The 26,723-nt window shown below is 58.9% G+C and carries 22 protein-coding genes and 1 pseudogene; 10 read left to right on the top strand and 13 right to left on the bottom strand.

Annotation, left to right across the window (positions count from 1 at the left end):
* Positions 1–12: 12 nt before the first annotated feature.
* The 7 genes from GAO09_RS25190 to GAO09_RS25160 all read right to left on the bottom strand — a co-directional run bounded on the left by GAO09_RS25190 (position 13) and on the right by GAO09_RS25160 (position 7,992).
* Positions 13–954, bottom strand: a complete 942-nt coding sequence (locus tag GAO09_RS25190) for an ABC transporter substrate-binding protein (protein ID WP_235938459.1) — start codon at positions 952–954, stop codon at positions 13–15.
* Between the two features lie 94 nt (positions 955–1,048).
* A complete protein-coding gene (locus GAO09_RS25185) occupies positions 1,049–1,987 on the bottom strand; it encodes an ABC transporter substrate-binding protein (protein ID WP_153358953.1) in 939 nt (312 codons plus the stop codon).
* 23 nt (positions 1,988–2,010) lie between these two features.
* The gene (locus tag GAO09_RS30285; RefSeq protein WP_153358951.1) at positions 2,011–3,801 is read right to left on the bottom strand and encodes an amino acid ABC transporter permease/ATP-binding protein; all 1,791 of its coding nucleotides are present in this window, start codon (positions 3,799–3,801) and stop codon (positions 2,011–2,013) included.
* Between the two features lie 11 nt (positions 3,802–3,812).
* Positions 3,813–4,352, bottom strand: coding sequence for a GNAT family N-acetyltransferase (locus GAO09_RS25175; RefSeq protein WP_324185485.1), 540 nt, complete (start codon positions 4,350–4,352; stop codon positions 3,813–3,815).
* 39 nt (positions 4,353–4,391) lie between these two features.
* Complete coding sequence (locus GAO09_RS25170; RefSeq protein WP_153358947.1) at positions 4,392–5,579, bottom strand: M20 aminoacylase family protein; 1,188 nt, start codon at positions 5,577–5,579, stop codon at positions 4,392–4,394.
* Between the two features lie 62 nt (positions 5,580–5,641).
* Complete coding sequence (locus tag GAO09_RS25165) at positions 5,642–6,979, bottom strand: LLM class flavin-dependent oxidoreductase (protein ID WP_153358945.1); 1,338 nt, start codon at positions 6,977–6,979, stop codon at positions 5,642–5,644.
* A gap of 17 nt (positions 6,980–6,996) precedes the next feature.
* On the bottom strand, positions 6,997–7,992 hold the full coding sequence (locus GAO09_RS25160; protein WP_153358943.1) for an MsnO8 family LLM class oxidoreductase: 996 nt from the start codon (positions 7,990–7,992) through the stop codon (positions 6,997–6,999).
* A gap of 376 nt (positions 7,993–8,368) precedes the next feature.
* Here GAO09_RS25160 and GAO09_RS25155 point away from each other — a divergent pair, with 376 nt between their 5' ends.
* Together GAO09_RS25155 and GAO09_RS25150 are read left to right on the top strand one after the other, a co-directional pair.
* Positions 8,369–8,902, top strand: coding sequence for a flavin reductase family protein (locus GAO09_RS25155; RefSeq protein WP_153358941.1), 534 nt, complete (start codon positions 8,369–8,371; stop codon positions 8,900–8,902).
* A 151-nt stretch (positions 8,903–9,053) separates the two neighbouring features.
* Positions 9,054–10,271 (top strand): SfnB family sulfur acquisition oxidoreductase, encoded by a 1,218-nt coding sequence (locus GAO09_RS25150; protein ID WP_153358939.1) that lies wholly within the window; start codon positions 9,054–9,056, stop codon positions 10,269–10,271.
* Here GAO09_RS25150 and GAO09_RS25145 read toward each other — a convergent pair whose 3' ends face one another.
* Positions 10,272–10,718: an RrF2 family transcriptional regulator gene (locus GAO09_RS25145; protein ID WP_153358937.1), complete on the bottom strand. Its 447-nt coding sequence runs from the start codon at positions 10,716–10,718 to the stop codon at positions 10,272–10,274.
* Between the two features lie 305 nt (positions 10,719–11,023).
* Here GAO09_RS25145 and GAO09_RS25140 point away from each other — a divergent pair, with 305 nt between their 5' ends.
* The 8 genes and pseudogenes from GAO09_RS25140 to GAO09_RS25105 all read left to right on the top strand — a co-directional run.
* On the top strand, positions 11,024–12,019 hold the full coding sequence (locus GAO09_RS25140; RefSeq protein WP_153358935.1) for an aliphatic sulfonate ABC transporter substrate-binding protein: 996 nt from the start codon (positions 11,024–11,026) through the stop codon (positions 12,017–12,019).
* Positions 12,016–12,885, top strand: a complete 870-nt coding sequence (locus GAO09_RS25135) for an ABC transporter permease (protein WP_153358932.1) — start codon at positions 12,016–12,018, stop codon at positions 12,883–12,885. The genes GAO09_RS25140 and GAO09_RS25135 overlap by 4 nt, the downstream gene beginning before the upstream one ends.
* Entirely contained in the window at positions 12,882–13,613 is a 732-nt protein-coding gene (locus tag GAO09_RS25130) for an ABC transporter ATP-binding protein (protein ID WP_153358929.1), read from the top strand. The genes GAO09_RS25135 and GAO09_RS25130 overlap by 4 nt, the downstream gene beginning before the upstream one ends.
* 48 nt (positions 13,614–13,661) lie before the next feature.
* Positions 13,662–14,738 carry an LLM class flavin-dependent oxidoreductase gene (locus GAO09_RS25125; RefSeq protein WP_153358927.1) on the top strand — a complete coding sequence of 359 codons (1,077 nt, stop codon included), beginning with the start codon at positions 13,662–13,664 and terminating at the stop codon, positions 14,736–14,738.
* Entirely contained in the window at positions 14,735–16,276 is a 1,542-nt protein-coding gene (locus GAO09_RS25120) for an FAD/NAD(P)-binding protein (protein ID WP_153358925.1), read from the top strand. The genes GAO09_RS25125 and GAO09_RS25120 overlap by 4 nt, the downstream gene beginning before the upstream one ends.
* A 551-nt stretch (positions 16,277–16,827) precedes the next feature.
* The gene (locus tag GAO09_RS25115; protein WP_153359388.1) at positions 16,828–18,246 is read left to right on the top strand and encodes a phosphomannomutase; all 1,419 of its coding nucleotides are present in this window, start codon (positions 16,828–16,830) and stop codon (positions 18,244–18,246) included.
* Positions 18,247–18,307: 61 nt separating this feature from the next.
* Positions 18,308–19,735, top strand: a complete 1,428-nt coding sequence (locus tag GAO09_RS25110; RefSeq protein ID WP_153358923.1) for a mannose-1-phosphate guanylyltransferase/mannose-6-phosphate isomerase — start codon at positions 18,308–18,310, stop codon at positions 19,733–19,735.
* Between the two features lie 234 nt (positions 19,736–19,969).
* Positions 19,970–20,320: pseudogene (locus GAO09_RS25105) on the top strand (glycosyltransferase); the annotation flags it as partial.
* Positions 20,321–20,408: 88 nt separating this feature from the next.
* On the opposite strand, the gene GAO09_RS25100 reads toward GAO09_RS25105, so the two are convergent.
* Genes GAO09_RS25100 through GAO09_RS25080 form a run of 5 tightly spaced genes read right to left on the bottom strand, consistent with a single transcriptional unit; the run spans position 20,409 to position 26,721 of the window.
* A complete protein-coding gene (locus GAO09_RS25100; protein WP_153358919.1) occupies positions 20,409–21,218 on the bottom strand; it encodes a TIM barrel protein in 810 nt (269 codons plus the stop codon).
* A 23-nt stretch (positions 21,219–21,241) separates the two neighbouring features.
* Positions 21,242–22,039, bottom strand: coding sequence for a 5-deoxy-glucuronate isomerase (gene iolB, locus GAO09_RS25095; protein WP_153358918.1), 798 nt, complete (start codon positions 22,037–22,039; stop codon positions 21,242–21,244).
* A 20-nt stretch (positions 22,040–22,059) separates the two neighbouring features.
* Complete coding sequence (gene iolE, locus GAO09_RS25090; protein ID WP_153358916.1) at positions 22,060–22,956, bottom strand: myo-inosose-2 dehydratase; 897 nt, start codon at positions 22,954–22,956, stop codon at positions 22,060–22,062.
* A gap of 10 nt (positions 22,957–22,966) precedes the next feature.
* Complete coding sequence (iolD, locus tag GAO09_RS25085) at positions 22,967–24,799, bottom strand: 3D-(3,5/4)-trihydroxycyclohexane-1,2-dione acylhydrolase (decyclizing) (protein WP_153358914.1); 1,833 nt, start codon at positions 24,797–24,799, stop codon at positions 22,967–22,969.
* Entirely contained in the window at positions 24,796–26,721 is a 1,926-nt protein-coding gene (locus GAO09_RS25080; RefSeq protein WP_153358912.1) for a bifunctional 5-dehydro-2-deoxygluconokinase/5-dehydro-2-deoxyphosphogluconate aldolase, read from the bottom strand. Before GAO09_RS25080 ends, iolD begins: the two co-directional genes overlap by 4 nt.
* Positions 26,722–26,723 lie beyond the last annotated feature (2 nt).

The following is a 26,723-nucleotide window of genomic DNA, read 5'->3' as shown; positions in this document are numbered from 1 at the left end:
AGCGGCACCGCATCAATTTTCCGGCAAACCCGGCGGGTTTGTCTCCGACTCCGGCAGTGCTTCCTCCGATAGATGCCAGCGTTCAAGGATTTTGGCGTAGGCGCCGGATTTGATGAGATCGTTGGTTGCAAGCGTCAGCGGATCGGCAAGACCAGACCCCTTGCGCGTGGTGATAGCCACATCCGAGCGCTCGGGCCAGCCGGCCGAGAGCGTGCCTGCGCGCCTGATGTTCCTGTCTCGGGCAGCGATATAGACGAGTTGTGCATGCGGCTGGACGATGACATCGACACGCCCGGATTGGAGCGCAATGATCCTGGCCGCATCGTCGTCGTGATATTGCAGCTCGATTGGCTTCAGTCCTGCGGCAATGTTTTCTTCGCTCCACTTGAGCAGGATGCGTTCCTGATTGGTGCTGGCGCCCACCGTGATGCGCAGCCCTGCCGCATCCTTCGGTTCCCTGATATCCTGGATAGCACTGTCGGCCTTGACAAAGAAACCGTGCAGGCCCTGACGATAGGTGGAGAAGTCGAATTTCTTCTTGCGTAACTCGGTAACGCCGACATTGGAAATGACCGCATCGTATTTTCCGGAGACCAGTCCAAGCGGCCAGTCAGCCCAGGCGACAGGCACAAGCTCCAGTTCGAGTCCGATGCTATCGGCGATCGCCAGAGCGTAATCAGGATCGGCGCCCACGACGGTTTTGGCGTCAGTGGCATAGGTCGCCAGTGGCGGCCCACCGGTGGAGACGGCGACCGTGAACTTGCCGGAATTGGCAAACTTGAAATCCTTCGGGAGCGCGGCAATCGCTGCCGTGTCCGTTTCGACACGGATGCGGCCGGACTGTTCCGGAGAAAGATCGAAGATATCGTCGGCGGCCATTACATCATAGACATGCAGAGGCAGGCTGAGGAGGCCAACGCCGATCAGGCGGCTGAGGTTTTGGATCATGGTCATGGCGTTCATCCGGTTGATGGGCAAAGGACGCGGGCCAAAGGATTGCCCGCGTCGCCGAGTTGCTGTTTCCCTCGACACTCAGAGATGGACAGGGTCAGCTCTTGGGCAGACCCTGCGGGTTCGTACGCGACTGCTTGATGGCTTCGGCCGAAAGGTTCCAGCGCGCAAGAACCTTGGCATAGTTGCCGTTCTCGATCTGGGCGTTGAGGGCCGTGGTGAACGCGTCGGCAAGGCCCCCACCCTTTTTGGTCGCGACCGCGATTTCGGCAGTTTCCGGCCAGCCGCCGGAGAATGTGCCGACCTGCCTCGTCTTATTCTCCTGCGCCGCCTTGAAGGCGGAGGTGGCGTTCGGGCCGAGATAGGCATCGGCGCGACCGGATTGCAGCGCGACATCAAGCACGGCCTCGTCGTCGTAATACTGCACTTCGCTCGGCGCTAAACCCTTGGCCTTGTTGGCCTCGCTCCAGCGCAACAGGATCTCCTCCTGATTGGTGCCGGAAGACACGATCACCTTGAGGCCGGCGACGTCTTCCGGCTTGGAGATGCTCTGCACCGCGCTGTTGAGTGGCACATAAAAGCCGATGAGATCGTTGCGATAGGTCGAGAAGTCGAATTTCTGCTTGCGTTCTTCGGTCACCGTGATGTTGTGTATCGCCGCATCGAAACGGCCGGAAGTGACGCCGAGCGGCCAGTCGGCCCAGGCGATGGGCACCAGCTCAAGCTCCAAGCCGAGACTGTCGGCGACCAGCTGTGCGATATCCGGCTCGCTTCCGACCGGGGTCTTGTTATCATTGGCATAGACCGCAAACGGCAGCCGTCCGGGAATGGAGGCGACCGTCAGTTTGCCCGGCGTCACGAACTTGAAATCGGCGGGGATGAGCTTGGCAGCGGCCTCCACCTTTTCGACGCGCACGCGATCCTTCTGTGTGGGTGAAAGATCGGGGCCTTGAGCCTGCGCATTCGAAGCGAGCGCCGCCGAAAGCGACAGGAGGCCGCCGGCGGCTATGCTGAGAAGTCGTGTTCTGTATGACATCCTGAGTGTTTCCTTGTTTTGAGTTAGAGAACTTTGGCGAGGAATGCCGCAGTACGCGGATGATCCGGCCGTTTGAAAACCTTGTCCGGCAAGCCGGTTTCAAGGATGCGGCCCTGTTCCATGAAGACGACCTGATCGGAGACTTCACGGGCAAAGCCGATTTCGTGGGTGACGATAACGAGCGTGGCACCGGAACGGGCAAGCTCCTTGATGACATCGAGCACTTCGCCGACAAGTTCCGGGTCGAGCGCCGAGGTCGGCTCATCGAACAACAGGACCTTTGGTTTGAGCGCGAGCGCACGGGCAATCGCCACACGCTGCTGCTGGCCGCCGGACAGCTGGCGTGGAAAGGCATACGCCTTGTCGGTCAGTCCGACGCGTGCGAGAAGATCAAGCGCTTCGACCTCGGCTTGCCGGCGTGGCAGGCCGCGCACCGTCACCGGCGCCTCGACGATGTTTTCCAGCGCAGTCAGATGCGGGAAGAGATTGAAATTCTGGAACACCATGCCGACTTCGACACGGCGTTTGAGAATGTCCTTCTCCTTCAGTTCGTAGAGGGTCTCGCCATCCTGACGGTAACCGATCAGCTCTCCGTCGATGGCGATAAATCCGTCATCGACACGTTCCAGGTGGTTGATGGAGCGCAACAGCGTCGATTTGCCGGATCCGGACTGGCCGAGAATGGTGGTGACACTGCCGGCCGCGATGCGCAGCGATACGTCATCAAGCACTTTCAGGGGACCGAAACTTTTCGAGACGGCATGGATCGTCACCTCCCCGCCGCGCGCATGCAGCGGATTGCGGCTGACCGGCTTTGAGCCCGCGCGGACGACCGGTTCCTCTTTGGCAATTGTAGCGTCTCCGCGTGCCGGCGAAAAACGGCGATAAAGACCGGAAAAGATCGAAGGTGGTGGATTGCGCAGCGCCCCGCGTGAATAATGCCGCTCGATATGGTGCTGGATAATCGACAGAACCGTCAGGATGACGAGATACCAGACCGTGGCCACCATGAGCAGCGGAATGACTTCCAGATTGCGGCGATAGATGATCTGGATCGTGTAGAACAGTTCTGGCAGCGCCAGGATGTAGACCTGCGATGTTCCCTTGGCGAGACCAATGATATCGTTGAAAGCGGTCGGCAGGATAGAGCGCATGGCCTGTGGCAGGATGATGCGCGAGGCTTGACGGTGACGCGGCAGACCGAGTGCGGACGCCGCCTCCAGCTGTCCCTGGTCGACGGAGAGAATGCCGCCGCGGATGATTTCCGAAGCAAAGGCCGCCTGATTGAGCGTGAGGCCCAAAACGGCTGCGGCAAAAGGCGTGATCAGCTGCGTCGTGTTCCAGCTGATGAAGTTGATGCCGGTATAGGGCACGCCAACGGTGATCGTCTCGTAGAGATAACCGAGATTGTTGAGGATGAGCAACAGCACGATCAACGGGATCGAACGAAAGATCCAGATATAGGTCCATGACACCCCGACCAGCAGCGGCGAGCGTGACACACGCGCGAGCGCCAGACCGGTGCCGAGAATGAACCCGAACAGCGCACCGAGCGCCGTCAGCAGCAGCGTGCGTGCCAGACCGACCAGAACCGGTTCGGCGAAGAACCATTCCGCAAACACATCCCAGCCCCAGCGAGGATTGCCGAGAACCGAATGCAGCGTGGCGGCGATCACCAGAAGTGCGAACACCGTGCCGATGGTGCGGGCCGGATACCGGGCCGGCACGATACGATAATGCGAGTAGTCTCCGCGCCTGACCGCCGTTTTGTTCTTCTCTGCCGGGATATCGTTGAAATCCGTCGTGATCGTCATTGTCGAGCTCCTCAGATGCCATGCAGGGCGGTTACGCGGCCAGTCGGCTGCACAGCAAAACGCCCCACCGTCAGGTGCTTTTCGAACGGAAGCTTTCGGATGGTTTCGGGATCGACGGATGTGTCGAACAAGGCCGTATAGCCGTTGGTGAGATAGAGGCCGACCGCCTCCGGCTGGCGAAAACCGGTAGTCAAGTAGATGCGGGCATACCCTTGCCGCAACGCCTGTTCCTCGAGTTCCAGCAGCACGCGTTTTGCCAGCCCCTGACGGCGATAACCGGAGTGGGTCCAGACACGTTTCACCTCGGTGGTACCTTCATCCGCATGGCGCATGAAGGCACCACCTGCTATCGCCTGACCATCGCGCAACAGCAGCAGGAAATTGCCGTTGGGCGGTGCAAACACGTCCGGCTGATAACGGTTCATTTCCATGGTTGCACCTTCGGCATCGTAAAAACTGCCATAGCGGCTGTCATATTCGAGCGTCAGTTCGTCGATCAGCGGTCGCGCCAGCGGATCGAGCGGTGTGGTGTAATAAAAGCGATCACTCACGGGTCGCACTCCCAGATTTGAGGCGGTTTGGTCAGTCGGTCAGGAGAGAAAAACTTCGGCAAGCCGCGCCCAATAGCGCGCGGCGGGCACGATGATGTCGTCGTTGAAGTCGTAAAGCGGACTGTGCAGTGGCGCGCTGTCGCCATTGCCGATGAAGAGGTAGGAGCCGGGGCGCTCCTGCAGCATGTATGCAAAGTCCTCGCTTGCCGTGCGCGGGCGAAAGTCGCCGGCCACCTGCTCCGCCGGAAAAGTCTCTTCCGCGACGCGACGGGCAAAACGGGTTTCCTCGATGTGGTTGATGACGGGTGGAAAACCACGGCGGTATTTGACATCTGCCTGCGCGCCAAAGCTTTGCGCCTGTGCGTGGGCGAGTGCTGGAACGCGTTCTTCGAGGCGGTCGCGCACGGCTGGTGAATAAGCGCGCGCAGTCAGCTTCAACTCAACGCTGTCCGGAATGACGTTGGAGGCAGAACCGCCATGGATCGAACCCACCGTCAGAACCGCCATTTCCAGGGGATCAACATTGCGAGCGACGATACTCTGCAGGGCGGTGATGAAGGAGGCGGAAGCGAGAACCGGGTCGACCGTTTCATGCGGCGAGGCACCATGGCCGCCTTTGCCGATGATACGGATCAGCGCCTGGTCAACCGATGCCATGGCCGGCCCTTCGACGAACCCGAACTGTCCTGCCGCCACGCCCGGCCAGTTGTGGAGGCCGAAGACCGCATCGACCGGGAAACGCTCGAACAGGCGGTCCTCGATCATCTTTTTTGCACCTGCCCCCACCTCTTCCGCAGGTTGAAAAATCAGAGTCAGTGTGCCGGAAAAACGGCCCTGCTCTGCAAGGTAGCGCGCAGCGCCCAGCAGGATGGCAGTATGGCCGTCATGCCCACAGGCATGCATGACGCGCGGGTTGTGGCTGGCATAGGGGAGATCCGTTGCCTCCTCTATCGGCAAGGCATCGATATCGGCGCGAATGCCGAGCCGCTTGTCACCCTTGCCACGCCGCAGCGTGGCGACGACCCCGTAACCGCCGACACCCTCCGTTACTTCAAAACCGTAGGAGAGCAGATATCTGGCGATGACCTTGGCGGTGCGTCCCTCGTGAAAGGAGAGTTCCGGGTACTGATGAAGATCGCGGCGGATCGCCACCAATTCCGGTGCGTAGGCAAGGATCGTCCGTTCGGCGTCATCGCGATGACGCGCGCTGTCAATGTGGATGTTCATGGAGTTGCTTTCCAAAGGTTGGCGCCGCCGGGTTGGCGGCGCGGTTTCACCTTTTCAAAGTGTCAGGCGCGGGCTTTTTCGGTTTCTCCATCGACACCTGCGTAAACGCTCTGGCGGTACGGCAGGCCGAGATTTTCCCGCAATGTGCCGGCCTTGAGCTGCGGGTCGAAATAGCCCCGCTCTTCAAGGATCGGCAGGACCAGGCGGGTAAAATCATCCAGACCTTCCGCAATCACCGGGAAACCGAGGATGAAGCCGTCGGCTGCTCCGTTTTCGAACCATTCGATGAGCTTGGAGGCGACCGCATCCGGCGTGCCGACAAACCCCTCCCGCGGAGTGGCCGCTGCCAGTGCTGCTTCGCGCAAGGTCTGCCCCTGCTCTTTCGCCACCTGCTTGATGCGGTCCGTGGTGGAGCGAAAGCTGTTCCGGCCGATATCCCCAAGGTCCGGAAACGGTGCGTCGAGATCATAGGCGCTGAAATCGTGTTGATCGAAGAAGCGACCGAGATAGGCAAGCGCTTCATCGATAGAGATGAGATTGCGGATGACTTGATATTTCTCCTCCGCTTCGGCCTGTGTGCGGCCGACAATCGGGCCTACGCCCGGGAAAATCTTGACGTCATCCGCCGAGCGTCCCTGTGCCACTGCGGACTGTTTCACACGGCGGGAAAAAGTCTGGTTGCCTTCCAGCGAAACGCCATTGGTGAACACCGCATCGGCATGTTTTCCGGCAAGCCCGATACCGGCATCCGAAGATCCGGCCTGGAAAATGACCGGCTGGCCCTGCGGCGAGCGCTGGATGTTGAGCGGGCCCTCGACCTGAAAGAACCGACCCTTGTGCCCCAGCGTATGCAGCTTTTCACGGTCGAAAAATTGTCCACTCTCACGGTCGCGGGTGAAGGCATCGTCGTCCCAGCTATCCCAAAGGCCCTTCACAACCTCTAGATATTCATCGGCAATCTCGTAGCGCAATGCGTGCTCGGGATGGTTACGGCTGTAGTTTTTTGCAGTCCCCTCGAGCGGGGTCGTCACGGCATTCCAGCCACAGCGGCCGCCGCTGATCAGGTCCAGTGAGGCAAATTGGCGGGCGATGGTGAAGGGGTCGCTGTAGGAGGTGGAGACCGTGCCAGCGAGGCCGATCCTGCTCGTCACCGTCGCCAGTGCAGCCAGAATGGTCAGCGGTTCGAAACGGTTCAGGAAGTGCGGGATCGATTTTTCATTGATGTAGAGGCCGTCGGCGACGAAGGCAAATGCAATGCCCGCCGCTTCGGCTTTCAGCGCGGCGGTCCTGAAGAAATCGAGATTGACACTGGCATCGACCGGGCTCTTTGGGTGGCGCCACGCATTCATGTGGCCCCCTGCGCCCTGCAACATGATGCCGAAACTGATCTTCCTGGTCATTCGGTATATCCTTGAAATCAGGCTGCTGCCGAGAGAGGATTGCGAGCCAGAAGCTCGATGGATGCCAGGCGCCGGTCGATACCGGCGGCGGGCGGTTCGAGAATGAATTCCTCGATGCCGTAGAGAGAAGTCAGGCGTGCGAGTTCCGCATGGATGGTGCCCGGCGTGCCATGCAACACACTCGGTTTGCGTTCCTCTATGCGAAAGTCCGTGGCGCCGGCCTGCCTCGCAAACTCCTCCGCCTGATCGCGGCGACCAAGGCTGACCGACTGGCCGTTGTCGAGGAAGACCTTGAAGATCTTTAGTTCCGAGACGAATGCCCGTGCATCCGCCGCGTTTTCAGATGCATAGGCGGAGAGTGCCAGGATCGGCGACTTTCCACCGCTCTGCTGACGATAGGTTTCAAGGCTGAGGCGCAGGTTTTCCGGGTCGCCGTTGAGATGCCCGGCAAAAACGAAATCCCAGCCCTGGGCGGCCGCCAACCTGGCACTGCCTGGGCTCGCCCCGAGTAAAAACCGTTCCGCGGCCACCAGCGGCTGCGGGCCGGGAAAGGCGCGCTCATTTGGCCGATCTGAATTCACGGCGTGAGCGAGAAAGGCCTGCAATTCAGCCAACTGCTGATCGAAATCTGGTTTTTCCCGGCGATAGGCCTGCAGTGCCTCCGTCGATTGCGGCAGCCCGCCCGGCGCCTTGCCGACACCAAGATCGACCCGCCCCGGCGCCAGCGACGAAAGCAGATTGAACACCTCGGCCACCTTGTAAGGGCTGTAATGCTGCAGCATGACGCCACCGGAACCGACACGAATGCGAGACGTGTGCGACAGGATCCAGGCGATCAGCACCTCCGGCGCAGAACTTGCCAGCTCGGTGCTGCCATGATGTTCTGCCACCCAGAAGCGGCGATAACCAAGCTCTTCCGCCCTCTTCGCCAGCTTGACGGTATCGGAAAGCGCCGATACCGCGCTTTCTCCTGACGAGATCGGGCTCTTGTCGAGCAGGCTCAGTGAATACATGGTCGCCTCGCTGGCAGTTTCGATACCGCACTATTTGTCTACTGATTTAGTAGATAATGAAGGGCGTAATTTTCGATTGCCGCTGCAAAGGGAGAAAATACGTCCCGGCTTTTGCCGTGCATGAGAATTTTGAAACCGATACGGATCCGGGAGGGCATCATAGCCCATAGTGAGGCGTTTCAGATTATCGCCATCGCGTGGAATTTTCGCAGCGCCGACATCGATAAATCATATCGCTGGAGAAAATCCTTTCTACATTCATGCTGATCTTCGCGATGTTCTTCTTTGTCTACAAATTAAATAGCTTATAGCGTCTCACCCATCCACGCAGCTGCAGGAGCCGATTTATCCTTCGCTGCCAACCAATGGAGACATGATGAGCACGCTTGCCACGTCATTGACGATCGAACCGGCATTTCATCTCCCGGCACCGTCGGCCGAAGAACTAAAAGCCGTCATGCGGCATGTTGCAGGCACGGTATCTGTCGTGACTGCAGGAGACGGAGAAGACAGGACGGGCGCCACCGTGACGTCGGCGACGGCCCTTTCGGTCGATCCACCCACGATGATCGTCAACATCAACAAATCCTCGTCCACATGGCCTGTCATCGCCAAGTACGGCCATTTCTGCGTCAACATCCTGGATATCGAGGATCAGGTCGTGGCCGAGCGTTTTTCAGGCAAAGACGGGCTGAAGGGGCGGCAGCGTTACGGCGGTGCGGAATGGACCACGCTGGTTACGGGTGCTGCTGCTCTCGTCGGCTCGCTCGCATCCATCGATTGCGAGGTGGAAGACATTATCGAAAGGCATAGCCATGCCATCATCATTGGCCGGGTCGTCGCCGTCACCGCGCAGGGCGGTTCGCCGTTGATATACAGTCGCGGCCGCTACGGTTCGGTCTCGTCCTGAAACCGGCACATCGATCGATCATGGCAAAATACGCCAAGCCAACGAGAGATATTGAAGCTTTATTCCCCTTTCAGAACCCGGTGCAGTGGCTCGATGCCGTGCTGCCGGGAGGCAATCCGTTTAGGCTGAGTTGAATTTTCAGGAGGCTCGGATGGGCAGTGTCGTTGGCTTGGCAGCAAAGCTCAGGGCGGTTGCGCCCTACATCGCCCATGAAGACCAGGCGATCGATATCGCCAAATCTATGGCAAGCCGGTTAAGCGAAGGATCAAGCCTGCGCGATCGACAACGTATCCTGCCGCATCATGAGATGCAGCTCTTGGCACAATCCGGCCTTCTCGGTGTAACCGTGCCGGCGGAGTATGGTGGGGCGGATATCTCCAACCCGTTTCTGGCGGAAATGCTCGCCATCCTGTCCGAGGCGGACAGTTCCATAGGCCAGATCCCGCAGAACCATTTTTATATTCTCGATGTACTGCGCCTTGCAGGCAGCGAGGAACAGAAGCGCTACTTCTTTACGCGCGCGCTGGCCGGTGACCATTTTGCCAATGCGCTGGCGGAACGGGATGCGAAAGCATCTGGCGACATCAGCACACGTCTCGTGCAGGACGGTCCGGGTTACCGTATCTCTGGACGGAAATATTATTCAACCGGCGCCCTGTTTGCAGACTGGATCGCCATCTTCGCGCTGGATGTGCAGGACAGGCTGGTGATGGCGATCGTCGCGAGAGAGAGCGACGGTTTGTCTGTCATCGACGACTGGTCGGGGTTCGGACAGCGCACGACCGCAAGCGGCACCGTCGTGATCGACAATCTCTATGTGTCCGCCGACGCCGTGATTGAAAGTCATAAGGCCTTTTCGCAACCAGCTCCGCTTGGCGCCCTGGCACAATTGCTGCACGCCGCCGTGGACCTTGGCATCGCCCGCGCAGCGTTTGCCGATATGGTCGATTTCGTGCGCACAAAGGCACGCGGCAACAGCAATCTCGGCATCGATACCGCAAGCCATGATCCGCTGACAGTCGCACGGGCCGGGTCGATCGCCGTTAAAATCGAGGCGGCGGCGGCCGTTCTGGAGCGTGCCGGAAGCAAGATTGACATTGCACAGGTCAGTCCGTCCGCAGAGGTCGCCGCTGAAGCGTCGATTGCCGTAGCATCCGCAAAAATCCTGACGACGGAAGCAGCCCTTGAGGCAACGAATGCCTTGTTCGAGCTTGCGGGAACATCATCAACCGACGAGAGCTTCAATTTCGATCGCCACTGGCGCAATGCTCGCACACATACGGTGCACGATCCGGTGCGATGGAAACATCACGCAATCGGCGATTTCCATCTCAATGGCAAACTGCCGGAACCCAACGGCCAATTTTGATTACTGGATGAGCCTGTCGGCGAGATCAGAGGAACGCTTGGCGACCATCTGTTCCAGTGTCATCGTATCGAGAACCGCGGAAATGGCATCCCTGACTTCCGTCATCGAATGCCTTACCTGACAGTCGTCCGGATGATCGCAGTCGTCGCAGGCTTCGAACGCGGTTTTGCTGGCGCAGCGGATGGGCGCAAGTGGCCCGTCCAGAATCCGCACAGCTTGCCCGATGGAAATCTCGGAGGCCGGCTTGGAAAGCGCATAACCGCCGCCCGGCCCTTTTTTGGAGCGCAGGATGCCGCCCTTGCGCAATTCCAGAAGAATGGCGTCGAGAAACTTCTTGGAGATATTGTTCTTTTCGGCGATCTCGCTCACGAAGGCAGTTTTACCGGGCTCTAGCTGTGCAAGATGGACCAGCGCCTTGAGGCCGTATTTCCCCTTCTTGGTGAGCATCGAGATAAATCTATCCGTTCTTCGCCCTGGCACAGCACGCAGGAATGATTTCCCAGATACACGAAGGCTGCGGATGGTTCAATAAAGCCTGCGAATTGAGGCGTCGGCAGCATCAACGTCTATCTTTCGAGATGCGATTTTCCGTCTCTGGCTGGAGATGCAGACGGAACACCCTTGCGAGGGACCGATGGCGTTTCAATATAATTTTCCTGGCCCTGCCAGAATTATAGGATTCCTTACCGCGACGCTCGAAACCGGTTTGCCTATACCTATTGTCTATAAAATCGATAGATATAGGGAATATAATGACGATGATGCTTTCGAGACGAAATGCTCTCAAAATCGGTGCAGGAGCAATTCTCGCATCTCCGCTTTCTCTAGGCGCCTCCCTCGCCCAATCCAGTGCGGATTTTCCAACGGAATTGCGGCTCGACTGGGGCTTCTATTCCTCCCACACGCTGCTCATCAAAAACAAGGGCTGGCTTGAGGAAGCGTTCAAGGATGTCGGCACGAAAATCACCTGGGTGCAGTCGCGCGGCAGCAATAATTCGCTCGAATTTCTAAAGGTAGGCTCAACGGATTTCGCCGGGTCTGCGGCTCTCTCCGCCTTCCTGTCGCGTGCCAATGGCGCACCTCTGAAAGTCATTTACGTGGCAAGCTGGGGCGGCTCTTCGATCATTCAGGTCAAGCAGGATTCTCCGTTGCAATCCGTGGCGGACCTGAAGGGCAAAACGATCGCCGTCACCAAGGGTACGGCGCCCTATTTCACGCTGGTGCGTGCACTCTCGAAGTCCGACCTGACCATCAACGACCTTAAGGTCGTCAATCTGCAGCACCCGGAAGGGTTCGCCGCGCTTCGACAGGGTCAGGTCGATGCCTGGGTCGGGATCGACCCGCAAACGGCGCAGGCGGAAATCGCCGGCGACCGTGCAATTTTCAACGATAGAAGCTGGCGTGAAGGTAGCGTTTTCAGTGTATCGGAAGCGTTTCTCGGCAAGCACCCCAAAGCGGTCGAGCGCGTGCTAGGTGTCTGGGCGCAGACGCAAAAGTGGATCCGCGAAAACAAGGAGGAGTTCATCGCATTCGTGACCGAGCAGGCCGGTGGCGACCCGCAGGTCACAAAGCTGACGGTCGAACGCCGCGATTGGACGGACCCGGTTCCCGGTGATGAACTGCTGGCTTCCATCAAGACGGCCACACCTCTCCTTGGTCCGGAAGTTCTGCGACCGGGGACGAATGTCGATGATGTTCTCGGCCAGCTTCTGGAGCCTGCGCCGGCCCGGAAAGTACTCGGCTCATGACGATTTCCACCCATGAATTCAGGGGCGAGGCACAAGACGAACAGATAAAAACTCGGTCATCGAGAGCATCCTCCCGGATCATCGCGAAAATTGTGTCTGTCGACCTGCGCGGCGCAATCGTGCCGGTCGGCGCGCTGGCTCTTCTCGAGCTATTTGTCCGTATGGGCTGGATCAGTCCATACGTACTACCGCCGCCATCGGATCTTTATGAGACTTTTCTTTATCTGGCAGAGGGGCCACTTTGGACCAATATTGGTGCAAGTGCGTTACGTGTGCTCACCGGTTTTGTCATCGGCTCGCTGCTCGCCGTCATCGTTGGCTCGGTGGTTGGCCTCTGGTATTCGGCCGAGCGTTATCTCGAGCCGAGTTTTCAGGCACTTCGCGCCGTGCCGAGCCTTGCCTGGGTACCACTGCTGATGATCTGGTTCGGCATCGGCGAAACGTCGAAAATCGTGCTGATCGCCAAAAGCGCGTTTTTCCCCGTCTATCTCAGCCTGTTTTCCGGCATCCGCAATGTCGATCGCAAACTGGTGGAAGTCGGGGAGATGTATCGGCAGCCCCTACCCGTCCTGGTCTGGCGTATCCTCATCCCGGCCTCCCTTCCGCACCTCTTTACCGGCCTGCGCTACGGGTTGTCGCTTGCCTGGCTGAGCGTCGTGGCCGCCGAACTTCTCGCAGCCTCGGAAGGCATCGGCTATATGCTGTCGGATGGCCGTGAATTGTCCCGCCCCGATCTTGTGCTGATCGCCATCATCTGTCTGGCGGTTCTGGGAAAAGTTTCAGACAGCCTGTTCAAGCTGATCGAGGACCGTTGCTTGTCTTGGCGCGACAGCTATGCGACCGCAATCGGAGGGCGCCCGGCATGAGCCTTCTGGATATAGACGTTCGCGAAAAAGCTTTCGGCAAAACGATTGTCCTGCACGACATCAAGCTCAGTCTGGACGATAGCCAGGCAGCCGTTCTGCTGGGCCCGAGCGGTTGCGGCAAGAGCACGCTTCTGCGTATTGCCGCCGGCCTGGACAAGCAGTTTTCGGGCAGCGTGTCGGTCAAAACCGGGCAGGATGGAAACACGAAGTCGCCGCCCGTGGCCTTCGTGTTCCAGGAACCACGGCTGATGCCATGGCTGACGGTCTCGCAGAATATCGGTTTCGCAGACGGTGCCAAATATGACACCGGCCGGGTGAACGGGCTGATTGCCGATGTGGGCCTGACCGGTCACGCCGCCACACTGCCGAAAGCGCTTTCAGGCGGCATGGCGCAGCGTGTGGCGATTGCCCGCGCGCTCTACACCGAACCGCGTATCCTGCTGCTCGACGAGCCCTTCAGCGCCGTCGATGCCTTTACCCGCATGAAGCTGCAGGATCTCGTTCTCAAGCTTGTCGAACAGCGGGGCATTTCGTTTCTGCTGGTCACGCATGACATTGATGAAGCGCTTTATCTCGGCGATCGCATCTACGTGATGGGCGCAGGCGATGGCGGCATCCAGCATGATCTGTCCGTCGATGTCCCGCGTCCTCGTGATCGCCGCGCCGCGCGACTGGCTGAACTAAAGAGCGATGTGCTGACGGCATTGCAGGCCGCCCACGTCATTTGAGCGGACGCTCCGTCCGAACTCCTTTTCATTCAAAAGATTAGATGGACTATGACCCAACAGTCAGAATTTCTTTGGTATATCCCCAATCAGATCGTGGGAGGTCATCGCGGTGAACCGGTTCGCGACGACCATAACAGCCTGCACACCCTGACAAGCCACGCCAAGGCTTTGGAAGAACACGGATGGAAGGGCGCATTGCTCGGTGCCGGCTGGGGCCGTCCAGACACTTTTACGGTAGCAACGGCACTGGCGGCCCGCACCACAACATTTGAACCGTTGATCGCCATCCGTCCGGGCTACTGGAAACCGGCAAACCTTGCCTCCTCCATTGCAACGCTCGATCATCTGAGCGGGGGCCGCGTCCGCATCAACATCGTATCCGGTCAGGACAGCATTGCCGCCTATGGCGATCAGGAAGGCGACCAGGCGGAGCGTTATGGCAGGACGCAGGAATTCATGCGGCTGATACGCCGGCTTTGGAGCGAGGATAACGTCACGTTCAAAGGCCAGCACTACTGGCTCGATAATTCGACAGTGACGCCGCGGATTGCCACGAGGCCGGACCGCCCTACCCCCAAACTCTATTTCGGGGGCGCTTCCGCAGCCGCTGAGCGCGTTTCGGCCAGCGAAGCCGATGTTCAGCTTTTCTGGGGCGAGCCTTTGGAAGGCATTGCTGCGCGCATCGATCGGCTCAAACAGCTGAGCAAGAACCAGGACCGCAACTTGCCGCCACTCGAATTCGGTTTGCGCATTACGACCTTCGTACGCGACACGACCGAACAGGCGTGGGCGGAGGCGGAAGCCAAAGTCGCCGAGATGGCAAAAGCCGGTAAAAGCGACTGGGTCGACGAACGCCGCCCTCAGGCGGTCGGCCAGCAACGGCTTTACGATCTGCAGACCAAAGGCGATGTGCTGGACGAAAACCTTTATACTGCGCCCGGCAGGTATGGTGGCGGCGGCGCCGGTACCACGTGGCTGGTCGGGTCTGCTGCCGATGTCGCGCGTTCGTTGAAGTGCTACCGCGATCTCGGTATCGCGCATTTCGTATTATCCGACACACCCTATCTGCGCGAAATTTCTCGGCAGGGCGATCAGTTGCTGCCATTGCTGCGCGAGGCGGCATGACGGTCGCGGGACTTCAGAAGATCATCGCGGACCATAATCCTGGCGTGCCGCCAGCATATGGGAAAGAGAATCACCCTCACCCGGTGGTGCTCATCATCGGCGGCGGTTATTCCGGCGCCGCCTTGGCGATCCGTCTGCTCGAGCAGCGACGAAACAATATGCGGATTGTTATCGCAGAGCCGAGGAGCGTGCTCGGCGGTGGGCAGGCCTACAGCACCGCCGACAAAGCGCAATTGATGAACGGACCGGCCGGCAACTTCTCCATCCACCGGGACAACCTGACACACCTCGCCGACTGGGTGGAGCGGAACTCCGATCGACACGATATCGTTCTGCCGCCTGATGGTGCTAGCGGCCTTTTCATACCACGCAGTCTGTTCGGTCACTATGTTCAGGAGGAATTGCAACATGCAATCCGCGCAATGGACGATGGCGTTACCCTCGAACACTGGCAAACGCAGGTTATTCGCCTCGACCGACCATCCGCCGGAGGCCGGATGGTGGCCGGGTTCGCGGACGGCCGCAGTCTGCATGCAGACCTTGTGGTTTTGGCAACCGGTGTGTTTCCGCTCGCCACCGATGTTGGCCTTTCGTCTCTTGCCAACGACCCGCGCCTTGCCACGCCGTGGAATGAGGTGAAACTGGATCGTCTCAGCAAAGCAAATGAGGTCCTGATCGTCGGCGCGAGCCTTAGCATGGTGGATACCGTAGCAAGCCTTGAGGCCCGCGGCTTTACCGGCCGCTATCAAATCATCTCTCGCCGCGGCCACCTCATCGAACCCGTGCGGACCGCAGGTGAGGCGTTGGACATCGTTGATCAGAATGCGCTGCCTTGTACTGCCCGCGAACTGCTGGCACTGGTGATCAGTGCACGCCGAAAACTGCTCGCAGAAGGGCGTGACTGGCAGGTTATCCCACTCAGTCTCAGACCCTTCATCCTGCGCCTGTGGCAAGGCTCGACAACCATCGAGCAGCTTCGCTTCACCCGCCATCTACGCTCCCTTTGGGATGTCACCCTGCATCGTGCCGCACCACCATCCTATGCCGCGGTCGAACGCGCCATGCGCGCAGGCCGTTTCACGGCACAAGCGGCAAGACTAGTCTCGGCCGAGCTATCTGGCGAGCAGATCGAGGTCTCACTGCGACCGCGCGGCCAAAGGGAAACAGTCACGATTAAAGTCGATGGGATCATCGATGCCCGTGGCCATCAGGAACATGACTGGAGCCGGATAAAGGCACCGCTGGTCCGTCATCTGCTTGAGAATGGTCTTGTCCGGCGCCACGACACCGGTTTCGGTATAGACGCCACCACCGACGGGGGCGTGCGAGATCAAGCCGGGACGGAGCATGGCGATCTTTTTGCCATAGGTCACCCATTACGCGGCGTTGCATGGGAATCGAGTTCCCTGACCGAATTGCGCGAGCAAGCTCAAATGCTGGCAGCAAAGCTTGATTCTGCACTACGTATAAACGTGAACAGCGGTCAGACCGCCGCCCTGTCCAGACGGCTTCACAACGCCGCAGAGGCTGTTCGATAAATCAATACTGCCCAAGCGCGTATTCAGACCAGCTCAAATGCCGGTTGTTCACTCGAGACGACCGGTGTTTTTCGATTGGCATTTTGTGTTCACATTCGATGCGATCCGGACCCCGGTGCAGTAGCACAGACATGGGATGCTCGACCCCGGTTCCCAGGATTTGAGACGAGCTGAAGAAATCACACATCCACGGGCCAGCCGAAGCACAGCCAGCCTGGCCAAATCGGCTCGACATCCTCACACGCAAAATAGACCTTTGGACGAAGGTGACCCAGGCGCATCATGCTCTGCCTGACGGCGCAATGGCCAGGGAATGGTAAAAGCGGAAACCATTCAACGAAATGGCGTCCAAATCTGGTCACGCTTTGTCCACGATCTATGTAAGATCCTTCACAGCATATTTCGCATTCGAAAACTGCCGGATTATGGTGCCTATAGTAGCGTTCTCGACAGAGACATTTCCGCCGGCTTCTGACGTCATCCGGCATTGGCTCTTGAGCGCAGCAACTCACACAAGTAGAAAACCAGCCAGACCAATAGCGGAACATCGCATGAAATTCGGAACCAGTGGACTTCGCGGCCTTGTGACTGATCTTCAAGGACGTTCTTCAGCCCTCTACGCCACCGCCTTTGCCAAGCATTTGCTGGAAAAAGGTTTTTCCAAGCCGGGCGATCGAATTTTTGTCGGCGGGGACTATCGCCCCTCAAGTCCCGACATCGCCGCCACCTGCATCGGCGCTTTGGCTCGCGCTGGCTTGCGACCCGTCGATTGCGGTGCAATCCCCACTCCGGCATTGGCCTTCTATGCCATGATGAAAGGGGCCGGTTCTCTCATGGTGACCGGTTCGCATATTCCGGCAGATCGCAATGGCATAAAGTTCTATCGACCGGACGGAGAAATCGACAAGACTGACGAACAGGAAATCAGCCGCATAGCAGCAGAGATCGGCGACACCGCCATCGATGCCAGCCCGGCAGTAGCGGAGAACGAGGGAAAAGAAGCGATTGCACTTTTTCTCGCGCGTAACTCTGTCGTGCTTCCTGGCCTTTCCCTTTCCGGTATGAGGATCGGTGTTTACCAGCACAGCACCGTTGCCCGGGATTATCTCGTTGAGGTGATCGCCGGTTATGGCGCCGAGGTTGTGACACTTGGGCGATCGGATTTGTTCATTCCCGTTGATACCGAGGCGGTGTCGCCGCAGACAATTGAATCTCTCCGGCTCTGGGCAAACGAGTACCAACTTGACGGTATCGTCTCCGCCGATGGCGACGGCGACCGTCCTCTTATGGCAGACGAGACAGGCGCTCCACTTCGTGGCGATCTACTCGGCATGATTGTGGCGCGTTTTCTCGAGGCAGAAATCGTGGTTACACCCGTAACATCAAATTCCGGTATCGATGCTGCCGGCGTATATGATGTCTTGCGAACGCGTGTCGGTTCACCTTACGTGATCGAGGGTATGAACAGTGCAAGTGCTGGTGGCGGCAAAGCAATCATGGGATTCGAGGCCAATGGCGGGGTATTGACCCATTCGGACTTTGGCGTTGCTGGCGGACAGCTAAAAGCCCTGCCGACACGCGACAGTTTTCTTCCGATCCTCGCAACCCTGTTTTTGGCCAAGCAGCAGAACACGCGACTTTCTGCTCTCGCTTCCGCCTATCGTTTGCCCTTTGCCACCGCAGGGCGTCTCGAAAATTTCCCGATCGAAGACAGTGCAGCTTTGATGGTGCATTTGCGCGCATCCGCAGAAAACCTGGATGCCTTTTTTGCTCCGGTCGGGAATGTAGAGGCAGTGAGCGATATCGACGGCCTGCGCGTAACGCTCGATAATCGTTCCATTATTCACCTTCGGCCGTCGGGCAATGCGCCGGAAATGCGTTGTTATGTCGAAGCAATTAACGAGATGGATGCGAACTCGCTGCTCGACCACGGGCTGTCGCTGGTGCGCAACTGGGCCAAAAATCGTTAAGCCTATTGTGTATTTAAAGTTGCATCTCTACAAGTAAACCGTCCGACCATCGGAGATATAAATGACAGAGAAGATTATTCCCGTCATCATGGCTGGCGGCAAGGGAACACGTCTGTGGCCCTTGTCACGCTCGAGCGCACCCAAACAATTTATTCAGGTGGTGGACGAAAAAACGCTGTTCCAAGCGACGTTGGAGCGCGTGGCGGATAAGGAGCTATACGAGGCGCCTGTCGTCATTACCAACCAGGATTTTCGATTTACAGTTGCCGAGCAAGCGCGTGAATTAGGGATCGATCTCTCCGCAATTATCCTGGAGCCGGTGGCGCGCAATACGGCAGCGGCGATTGCCGCCGCCGCCTTCCATATCCGTCAGATATTTGGTGAAAACGTCACGCTGCAGATTTTGGCTTCTGATCACGAGATCGATTCCGGCACGGATTGGCAGGAAGCGATCGCCACGGCCCATCGTACAGCATCAACCGGAATGATCGTCACCTTCGGCATCGCACCGACAGAACCGGCGACGGGTTATGGGTATATCGAACAGGGCGCGCCCCTTCCCACCGGCGCGCACAAGGTCAAGCGTTTTGTCGAAAAACCGGAACTGGCGGCGGCAGAGCAGATGCTTGCGGCTGGTGGTTTCTTCTGGAATTCCGGCATATTCATGTGTCGAGCCGACCTGCTTTTGAGCGAGGTTGAAAACTTTGCGCCCGCCGTCCACGAGGCAGCCGCCGCAGCCGTCAGGAAGGCGTCCGTGGATCTCGATTTCGTGCGGCTTGACGAAGTCAGTTTTGCCGCAAGCCCGGATATCTCCATCGATTATGCGGTGATGGAAAAAACCGACAATGCCGCCGTGGTCGCATCATCATTTGCCTGGTCAGACCTTGGAAGCTGGGACGCGGTCTGGAAACTTGGGAACAAGGATGAAAACGGAAATGTGGTTATTGGCCATGCGACCGTCATGAACACGGAACACTCGCTGGTCCTGTCCCGGGCATCGCATGTGGCAGTACACGGATTGAAGAACGTTGCCGTTATTGCCAGCGAGGATGCGATCTATGTCGGGCGCATGGATGACGCGCAGGACGTTGGCAAGCTTGTCAAACATCTGGCCGCAAACGAGGCAACCGCAGCTCTGACGGAAACCCATCCAACCTGCTATCGCCCTTGGGGAGGCTATACATCCATCCTCAACGGTCACCGTTTCCAGGTTAAGAGACTTTTCGTTCTGCCGGGCAAAAAGCTGTCCCTGCAGAAACACTTTCACCGTTCGGAACACTGGATATGCGTCAAGGGCACGGCCGAGGTGACAATCGGCGACACGGTGACCTTCGTGCGCGAAAACCAATCCGTTTATATTCCTCAGGGCGATCTTCACAGGCTCTACAATCCTGGGAAGATCATGTTGGAAATGATCGAAGTGCAGACAGGCTCCTATCTGGGAGAAGATGATATCGTTCGCGTATCGGACGAGTTTGGGCGGGGATAATACACGCAAGTACGGGCCGCCGAATTCTGAACCATTGGCGGCCCGTACTCATATACTGGAAAGTCTACGATGCACGTTTTGCATGTATTCAAGACTTATTATCCAGATTCGTTCGGCGGTGTCGAACGAACCATACATACGATTGCCAAAGGCGCTCTCCAATCTGCGCCCTTATCCTGGTAACGCGCGTCAGGCGCGCGACCCCGCTCGGGCAGCACATCTCCCGTCCCGGAAAAGACACTGACAGAACTCTATGCCGGTTGCCAATTTGTTGTCTTTCCCTCGCTTTATGAAGGGTTCGGATTTCCGATCGTAGAAGCCAACCGCTATGGGAAACCTGTCCTGACCTCATCGACCTCATCGATGATCGAGGTTGCCGGTTCGGCGGGGCTGCTGGTAGATCCGCTGGACGTAAATGCTATTGGGGAAGGGCTGCGATCTATGATTTTTGATGAAGCAGCTTATCAATCAGTTGCTCAGGCATCGCTTGAGAATGCCCAACGATTTGATTGGCAATCAAGCAGTTCCCTGCTCGTTGCTGCATTTGAAGACGCCATTGCGAAGCGACGCCGGAAAAGCTCTTGAATGCCAAGCCTACCAAAAAATGCAGCGCTCCGAAATCAGGTTGTTCGATATGTTCGAGAGCCCCGACAACCGTATTTTTTTATCAACCTCATGTGCTTGCCGCCGTCGATACGGACCCCGCGCTGAAAGCCGCCCTAAATGCCGCCAGCGCCGTGACGGGGTCAGTGGATGCAAAAGCCTCCATGCCTACAGCGCCACGATAACCCATGTCGTAAAGTGCCTTGGCAACAACTCGGTAATTGATCTCACCGGTACCGGGCTCGCAACGTCCCGGCACGTCAGCCACCTGGACTTCGCCGATGAACGGCAGGCAGGCACGGCAGGTTTCGATCAGGTTCCCCTCGCCGATCTGCACGTGATAAAGATCAAGGTTGAGACGCAGGCACGGATGATTGACGCTTTTGACCAATGCAAGCGTGTCTTCCGCGCGCCCGAAAGGTGTGCCGGGATGATCGACCGGCAGATTGAGGTTTTCAAGCGTGTAAACGAGGCCCTCCTCTTCCGCCATATCGGCGATGCGCGCCAGCGTGTCGCGTGCCTTCAGCCACATGCGCCCGGTCGTGACTTCGCTGGGGCGAACAGGCAGACCGCCTTCGCCCAGCCCCGTGCCATGCAGATTAAGCCGCGCGACGCCAAGCCGCTTGCCGACCTGTGCCGTTTCCCGGGCCGAACGCAACAGTTCGTCGGCACCTTCATCATCGGCGAGACGACCTGTCAGATAGCCGTTCATGATGGAGAAGGTAGCGCCAGAACGGACCAATGCATCGAGATCGTGCTCCGCCCAGTTCCACAGCCCGACTTCGAAACCCAGTTCCTTGAGCTGCGCGCAGCGCCATTCGATCGGCTTGTCGCGCCAGAGCATTTCCGCGCAGGCGGCCAGCGTAAACGGTTGGTCCATGGTGATTGTCCGTGGTTGAGAGGTCAGCGCATCAGGTGCTCGACCGGCGGCGCGGCGACAAAACGCCATTTGCGCAAGGGACCGGCCATGACGTTCAGATAATACATTTCGAAACCGTGCGGCGCGCCGCAGGGGTGATGCCCGCGTGGAACACAGACCACATCGCCGTCATGCACGGCCACGGTTTCGTTGAGTTGCAGGTCATCGGTATAGACCCGCTGGATGCCAAATCCGTCGGCCGGGTTGATCCGGTGGTAATAGGTCTCTTCCAGATAGGTGATGCGCGGAAAATCGTCTTCGTCGTGGCGGTGGCTCGGATAACTCGACCAGTGGCCCGCCGGCGTGAACACTTCCGTCACCAGAAGACTGTCGCAATAATCCTCGTTTTCCATGGCAATGTTGTTGATATAGCGGGTGTTCGTTCCCTCGCCGCGCTGGGTCAGCGTGATACCATCCGGGCCGATGCGGCGAGCCTTGTGTCCGCCCTTGCCCGACGCCGTGCAAACCGCGATGACGCAATCCGTCTCGGCCACGGCTTTCCAGGCGCTATCGTTCGGCAGGTAGAGGCAATGCGGCGGCGATTTTTCGAACACGCTCATGCGTTCGCCGAAAACACCCCAATCCTGACCTGCGCCTTCCACATTGGCCTTGCCTTCCACCATAACCAGAATGACCTCGCGATCACCTGTCACCTCCGCCGCGGTTTCTCCGGCCCGCAGCAGATAGAGCGAAAAGCCGACATAACGCCAGCCGGCAGAGGCCGGGGTGATCTCGTGGACCTTGCCGTGACTGCCGAAGGGGCGATGGAGAAGATTGGGCATGATGAACTCCTGCTGTTTAGTCAGACGAGACCAGTCTTCGCGGCGGCGGCCTTCAAGGTCTTCAGACCAAGCGACTGATACTGGAAGGGATTGCGCGCATCCGGGTCCTGCTCGGCCTCGATGACGACCCAGCCGTCGTAACCGGAATTTTTGAGGATCTGCAGCAACGGTTCGAAATCCACGCCTCCCTCTTCGTCACCCGGCACGGTAAACACCCCGGCGCGCACGCCATCCATGAACGATAATCCCTGTTCGCGCACCTGCTGCATGATGGCGGGGCGCACGTTCTTGGCGTGAAAATGGCTGACGCGGTCGACATAACGGGTCAGTACCGGCGCCGTATCGCGACCGTTGCCGCCAAAGAAGCAATGGCCAGCGTCGAACAGCAGACGCGTGGCGGGGCCTGTCGCCGCTATGAAGGCATCAATCTCTTCCGGGGTCTCGACCACGGTTCCCATGTGGTGATGGTAGACGAGTGCGATGCCTTGGGCGGCCGTGAAGGCGGCCAACTCCTCGACCCTGGCACCAAACGCCTTCATCTCGGCCTCGGACAGAACCGGGCTTTGCGAAAGCGGCACAGCCAAACCTTGCACGCTGGTGGAGGTTTCGCAGGCGATGCAGACTGTGCAGCCATTGTGCTTGAGCTTGTCGAGATGCGGCTGAATGGCCTTCTTTTCCTCCTCGACCGATTGGGTCAGCAGGTTCAGCGAATACCAGCCGGAGATGAAGGCGAGACCGTAGGAACCGAGCAACTGTTTCAGGGCTTCCGGTTCGTTTGGCCAGCGATGACCATTCTCGATACCGTCAAAACCGATCTGGCCGGCTTCGCGCAAAATCTGTTCGGTCGGGATGTTGGCGCCAAGGCTCTGGTCGTCGTCATTGGCCCAGGCGATGGGGTTGGTGCCGAAGCGGATCATGGTTCCGTCCTCAATTGACTGTGTTTTGCTTTGCGGCATTTTGCAGGTACGCCGCGTAGGCCTGTTTCAGCTTGTCGGTCGTGCCGACTTCCGGCACGGCGACATCCCACCAGTTGCCTGCATCCCCGAAGCCGGGACCATCGGTCGGGTCGGTATCGATGACGATGACCGTCGGGATATCGCGACTGCGGGCATTGGCGATCTGCGTTTCGAGATCGGCGATATTTTCGGCTTTCACCGCGAAAGCGCCCAGCGAGCTGGCATGTGCGACAAAATCGATCGCCGGCTGCTGTTCGATATTGCAGTCCTTGTAGAGGTTGTTGAACGCCTCGCCGCCGGTGCCACGCTGCAGCCGGTTGATGCAGCCGTAACCACGATTGTCGGTCAAAACGACGGTGAACGGTACCTTGCGCATGACGGCGGTCGCCAGTTCCGAATTGGCCATCATGTAGGATCCATCACCGACGAAGCAGATCACCTCGCGTTCCGGCCGCGCCAGTTTCAGACCCATCGCACCGGCGATTTCATACCCCATGCAGGAATAACCGTATTCCATGTGATAACCGCCCTGGCTCGGCTGCCAGAGAAGTTTCAGCGCACCCGGCATGGTGCCGGCGGCACACATCGCGATGGCGTTTTCAGCCGTCGCACGCTGTACCGCGCCGATCACCTGTGCATCGGTCGGAAGACCGTCCTCAGTCGGTGCCGCGCAATGATGGTCGATGGCCGCGAGCCATTCGGTACGCGCGGCAGCATCGGGTTCTGGTGCGCGATAGCTGCCGAGCTTGGCACCCAGCGCTGCCAGTGCGACTTTCGCATCGGCGACAAGGCCGATGGCACCGTGCTTGTCGGCATCATAGGGCTGCACATTGATCGAAACGAGTTTTCGCCCCTTTGCGTCGAACAGTGACCACGAGCCGGTGGTGAAATCCTGAAAGCGCGTGCCGATGCCGATCACCAGATCGGCCTTGCGGGCAAGCGCATTGGCGGCGGCAGAACCATCGACGCCGGCGGCGCCAAAATTCATTGGGTGGTTCTGGGCGAGCGCCGACTTGCCGGCCTGCGTCTCGATGACCGGAATGGCGTGACGGGTGGCGAAATCGGCAAGATCCCGCTCCGCCTCGCTGTAGATCACACCGCCGCCGGCGACGATGACCGGATTTTTCGCCGTGCGGATCAGCGCCGCCACCTCTTCGAGATCACGGGCATCCGGCGCCAGTCGGCGAATGCGCCAGACTTTTGGTTCGAAAAACGCTTCCGGCCAGTCATAGGCTTCTGCCTGCACATCCTGGCAGAAGGACAGCGTCGCCGGCCCACAACTGGCGGGATCGGTCATCACCCGCAATGCACGCGGCAGGGCGGTGAGAAGCTGTTCCGGGCGGGTGATGCGGTCGAAATAACGACTGACCGGGCGAAAGCAGTCATTCGCCGAAATGGTGCCGTCATCGAAATCCTCCACCTGTTGCAGCACCGGGTCAGGACGACGATTGGCAAACACATCGCCGGGGATCAGCAAAACCGGCAGACGATTGACATGCGCCAATGCCGCGGCCGTTACCATGTTGGTGGCACCCGGCCCGATGGAGGAAGTGACGGCCTGCACGCGCCGACGCTTTTTCGCCTTCGCATAGGCGATGGCGGCATGCGCCATGGTCTGTTCGTTCTGGCCGCGCCATGTCGGCAGGCTGTTGCCGGCCTTCTGCAAGGCTTCGCCGAGACCGGCGACATTACCGTGGCCGAAGATCGCCCAGACGCCATCGACGAAACGCTCGCCATCCTCTGTCATCTGCGCGGCGAGCCATTTCACCATGGCCTGCGCTGCCGTCAGTCTTAGCGTGTTCATGCCGCCTTCTCCTGTGCTTTTTCGCGCGCTGCGTCCCAGGTGTGGCAAAGGCGCTGGTAACGTTTCGCCATCTCTTCAACCGCATCGGCATCCGTCATCTCACCGGCGAACCACCGCCGCGCCGCATCTCCAAAAATCGTGCGGCCGACGGCAAACCCCTTCACCAGACCGCACCGGGCCGCGACTTCGAAACTGGCGGAAAGCTCCACCTCCGGCGCGTCCAGACCCAGCACGACGATGCCGCGCGTAAACCGGTCATGCGCCTCGATGGCGTCAATGGCGTTCTGCCAGCTCGCCGAGGTCTTCATCGGCTCCAGTTTCCACCAGTCGGGATAGATGCCGGCGGCGTAAAATTGGTGGATCAGCGTCGCGACGGTGTTGTGATCCGTGACGCCAACCTTGGACGGAATGATCTCCAGCAGGAATTCCAGCCGATTGCGCCGCGCCGCCTCGAACAGTCTTTTGACCGTCGCTTCCTGCTCGACGCGCGTGGCAGCGTCATCGTCCGGATGGCAGAAACACAGAACCTTGACGACGTCCTCACGCGCCCATTCGGACAGCGTGCCGCAATCCGTGCCGAGTTCCGGCTCCAGCGTCAGCGGTCGCGAGCCCGGCCACTCGGCGGGACGGCCGATCCACAGGCCTGAGCCGGATGCGCGATGCAGCGCAGAGCGGCCGATGCGGTTGTCGCAGAGGATGCCATAACCCTGATTGCCGGCCTGCACTCGAAGCGCTGCCTGAAGGCAAAGCTCCTTGAAGGCCGCCCCTTTTTGCAGCGTGTAATCGGGCATCTGTTCCAGTTGCACACGATGATCAAAGGCAAACACCCGCATGGTGGACCAGTCGCCATCGACCCGTCTCTGGCGTGTTGTCGACCAATGCAGCTGTTCCAGTTCCCGGTCGTTGCGCAGATCGGGACGTACGACGCCGCGTTTGAGGAAAAACTGCAGCTCTTCAAAACTCGGATAGGCTGGCGTGCAGCCGTGGCGGCTGACGGCGAAGGCGCCGCAGGCATTGGCGAATTTCAGCGATGTCGGCCAATCCTCACCGGTCATCCAGCCGCGCAACAGGCCGGAGAAAAATCCGTCACCGGCACCGAGCACGTTAAAGACCTCGATCGGAAAACCTTGGCCGCTCTGGCCGTCATCAAGACTCGCGGGAATGGCGTGTTCGAAAGCCGTCGCGCCGAGCGGACCGCGCTTGCAGACCAGTGTCGCGGCACTCACCTTGCGCACTGCCATGAGGGCTTCGAGCGTGTTGGTGGACCCGCCGGCGATATGAAATTCTTCCTCGGTGCCGACGATCAGATCGAACAGGTGCAATGTCGTCTGCAGCTTCGCCGTGACCTTGACGCTTTCGACAAACCGGCTTTCACCATCGCCATGGCCGGCCACGCCCCAGAGATTGGGGCGGTAGTCGATATCGAGCGCGGTGCGCAGGCCGTGTTTGCGCGCCAGCGTCAGCGCCTTGAGGACGGCAGCTTCGGTGCGCGTATTGCTCAGATGTGTGCCGGTCACGACGACGGCGCGGGCCGAGGCGATAAAATCCTCGTCGATATCGTCTTCGCACAGCGCCATGTCAGCGCAGTTTTCGCGATAAAAAATCAGCGGAAACTGGCTGTCGTCACGAATACCGAGAATGACGAGCGCCGTCAGCCGATCGGGATCGGTTTTGACGCCCTCGGTGGAGACGCCCTCACGCTTCAATTGCTCAAGAATGAAACGGCCCATATGCTCATTGCCGACACGGCTGATCAGCGCCGTTTTCAATCCGAGCCGCGCACTGCCACAGGCGATATTGGTGGGGGATCCGCCGATATATTTTTCGAACGAGCCCATGTCTTCCAGACGCCCGCCGACCTGTGCGCCATAAAGATCGACGCCGGCGCGGCCGATGGTGATGACATCGAGTGTCTTCGTCATCT

The organism is Endobacterium cereale, assembly GCF_009617585.1.
GTDB classification, from domain to species: domain Bacteria; phylum Pseudomonadota; class Alphaproteobacteria; order Rhizobiales; family Rhizobiaceae; genus Neorhizobium; species Neorhizobium cereale.
The sequence above is the reverse complement of the archived record's forward strand: the minus strand, read 5'-3'. Positions and strand labels throughout refer to the sequence as shown.

Coding starts and splice junctions, on each gene's coding strand:
- GAO09_RS25190 (WP_235938459.1), bottom strand. CDS start 954: ATGACCATGATCCAAAACCTCAGCCGCCTGATCGGCGTTGGCCTCCTC.
- GAO09_RS25185 (WP_153358953.1), bottom strand. CDS start 1,987: ATGTCATACAGAACACGACTTCTCAGCATAGCCGCCGGCGGCCTCCTG.
- GAO09_RS30285 (WP_153358951.1), bottom strand. CDS start 3,801: ATGACGATCACGACGGATTTCAACGATATCCCGGCAGAGAAGAACAAA.
- GAO09_RS25170 (WP_153358947.1), bottom strand. CDS start 5,579: ATGAACATCCACATTGACAGCGCGCGTCATCGCGATGACGCCGAACGG.
- GAO09_RS25165 (WP_153358945.1), bottom strand. CDS start 6,979: ATGACCAGGAAGATCAGTTTCGGCATCATGTTGCAGGGCGCAGGGGGC.
- GAO09_RS25160 (WP_153358943.1), bottom strand. CDS start 7,992: ATGTATTCACTGAGCCTGCTCGACAAGAGCCCGATCTCGTCAGGAGAA.
- GAO09_RS25155 (WP_153358941.1), top strand. CDS start 8,369: ATGAGCACGCTTGCCACGTCATTGACGATCGAACCGGCATTTCATCTC.
- GAO09_RS25150 (WP_153358939.1), top strand. CDS start 9,054: ATGGGCAGTGTCGTTGGCTTGGCAGCAAAGCTCAGGGCGGTTGCGCCC.
- GAO09_RS25145 (WP_153358937.1), bottom strand. CDS start 10,718: ATGCTCACCAAGAAGGGGAAATACGGCCTCAAGGCGCTGGTCCATCTT.
- GAO09_RS25140 (WP_153358935.1), top strand. CDS start 11,024: ATGACGATGATGCTTTCGAGACGAAATGCTCTCAAAATCGGTGCAGGA.
- GAO09_RS25135 (WP_153358932.1), top strand. CDS start 12,016: ATGACGATTTCCACCCATGAATTCAGGGGCGAGGCACAAGACGAACAG.
- GAO09_RS25130 (WP_153358929.1), top strand. CDS start 12,882: ATGAGCCTTCTGGATATAGACGTTCGCGAAAAAGCTTTCGGCAAAACG.
- GAO09_RS25125 (WP_153358927.1), top strand. CDS start 13,662: ATGACCCAACAGTCAGAATTTCTTTGGTATATCCCCAATCAGATCGTG.
- GAO09_RS25120 (WP_153358925.1), top strand. CDS start 14,735: ATGACGGTCGCGGGACTTCAGAAGATCATCGCGGACCATAATCCTGGC.
- GAO09_RS25115 (WP_153359388.1), top strand. CDS start 16,828: ATGAAATTCGGAACCAGTGGACTTCGCGGCCTTGTGACTGATCTTCAA.
- GAO09_RS25110 (WP_153358923.1), top strand. CDS start 18,308: ATGACAGAGAAGATTATTCCCGTCATCATGGCTGGCGGCAAGGGAACA.
- GAO09_RS25100 (WP_153358919.1), bottom strand. CDS start 21,218: ATGGACCAACCGTTTACGCTGGCCGCCTGCGCGGAAATGCTCTGGCGC.
- iolB (WP_153358918.1), bottom strand. CDS start 22,039: ATGCCCAATCTTCTCCATCGCCCCTTCGGCAGTCACGGCAAGGTCCAC.
- iolE (WP_153358916.1), bottom strand. CDS start 22,956: ATGATCCGCTTCGGCACCAACCCCATCGCCTGGGCCAATGACGACGAC.
- iolD (WP_153358914.1), bottom strand. CDS start 24,799: ATGAACACGCTAAGACTGACGGCAGCGCAGGCCATGGTGAAATGGCTC.
- GAO09_RS25080 (WP_153358912.1), bottom strand. CDS start 26,721: ATGACGAAGACACTCGATGTCATCACCATCGGCCGCGCCGGCGTCGAT.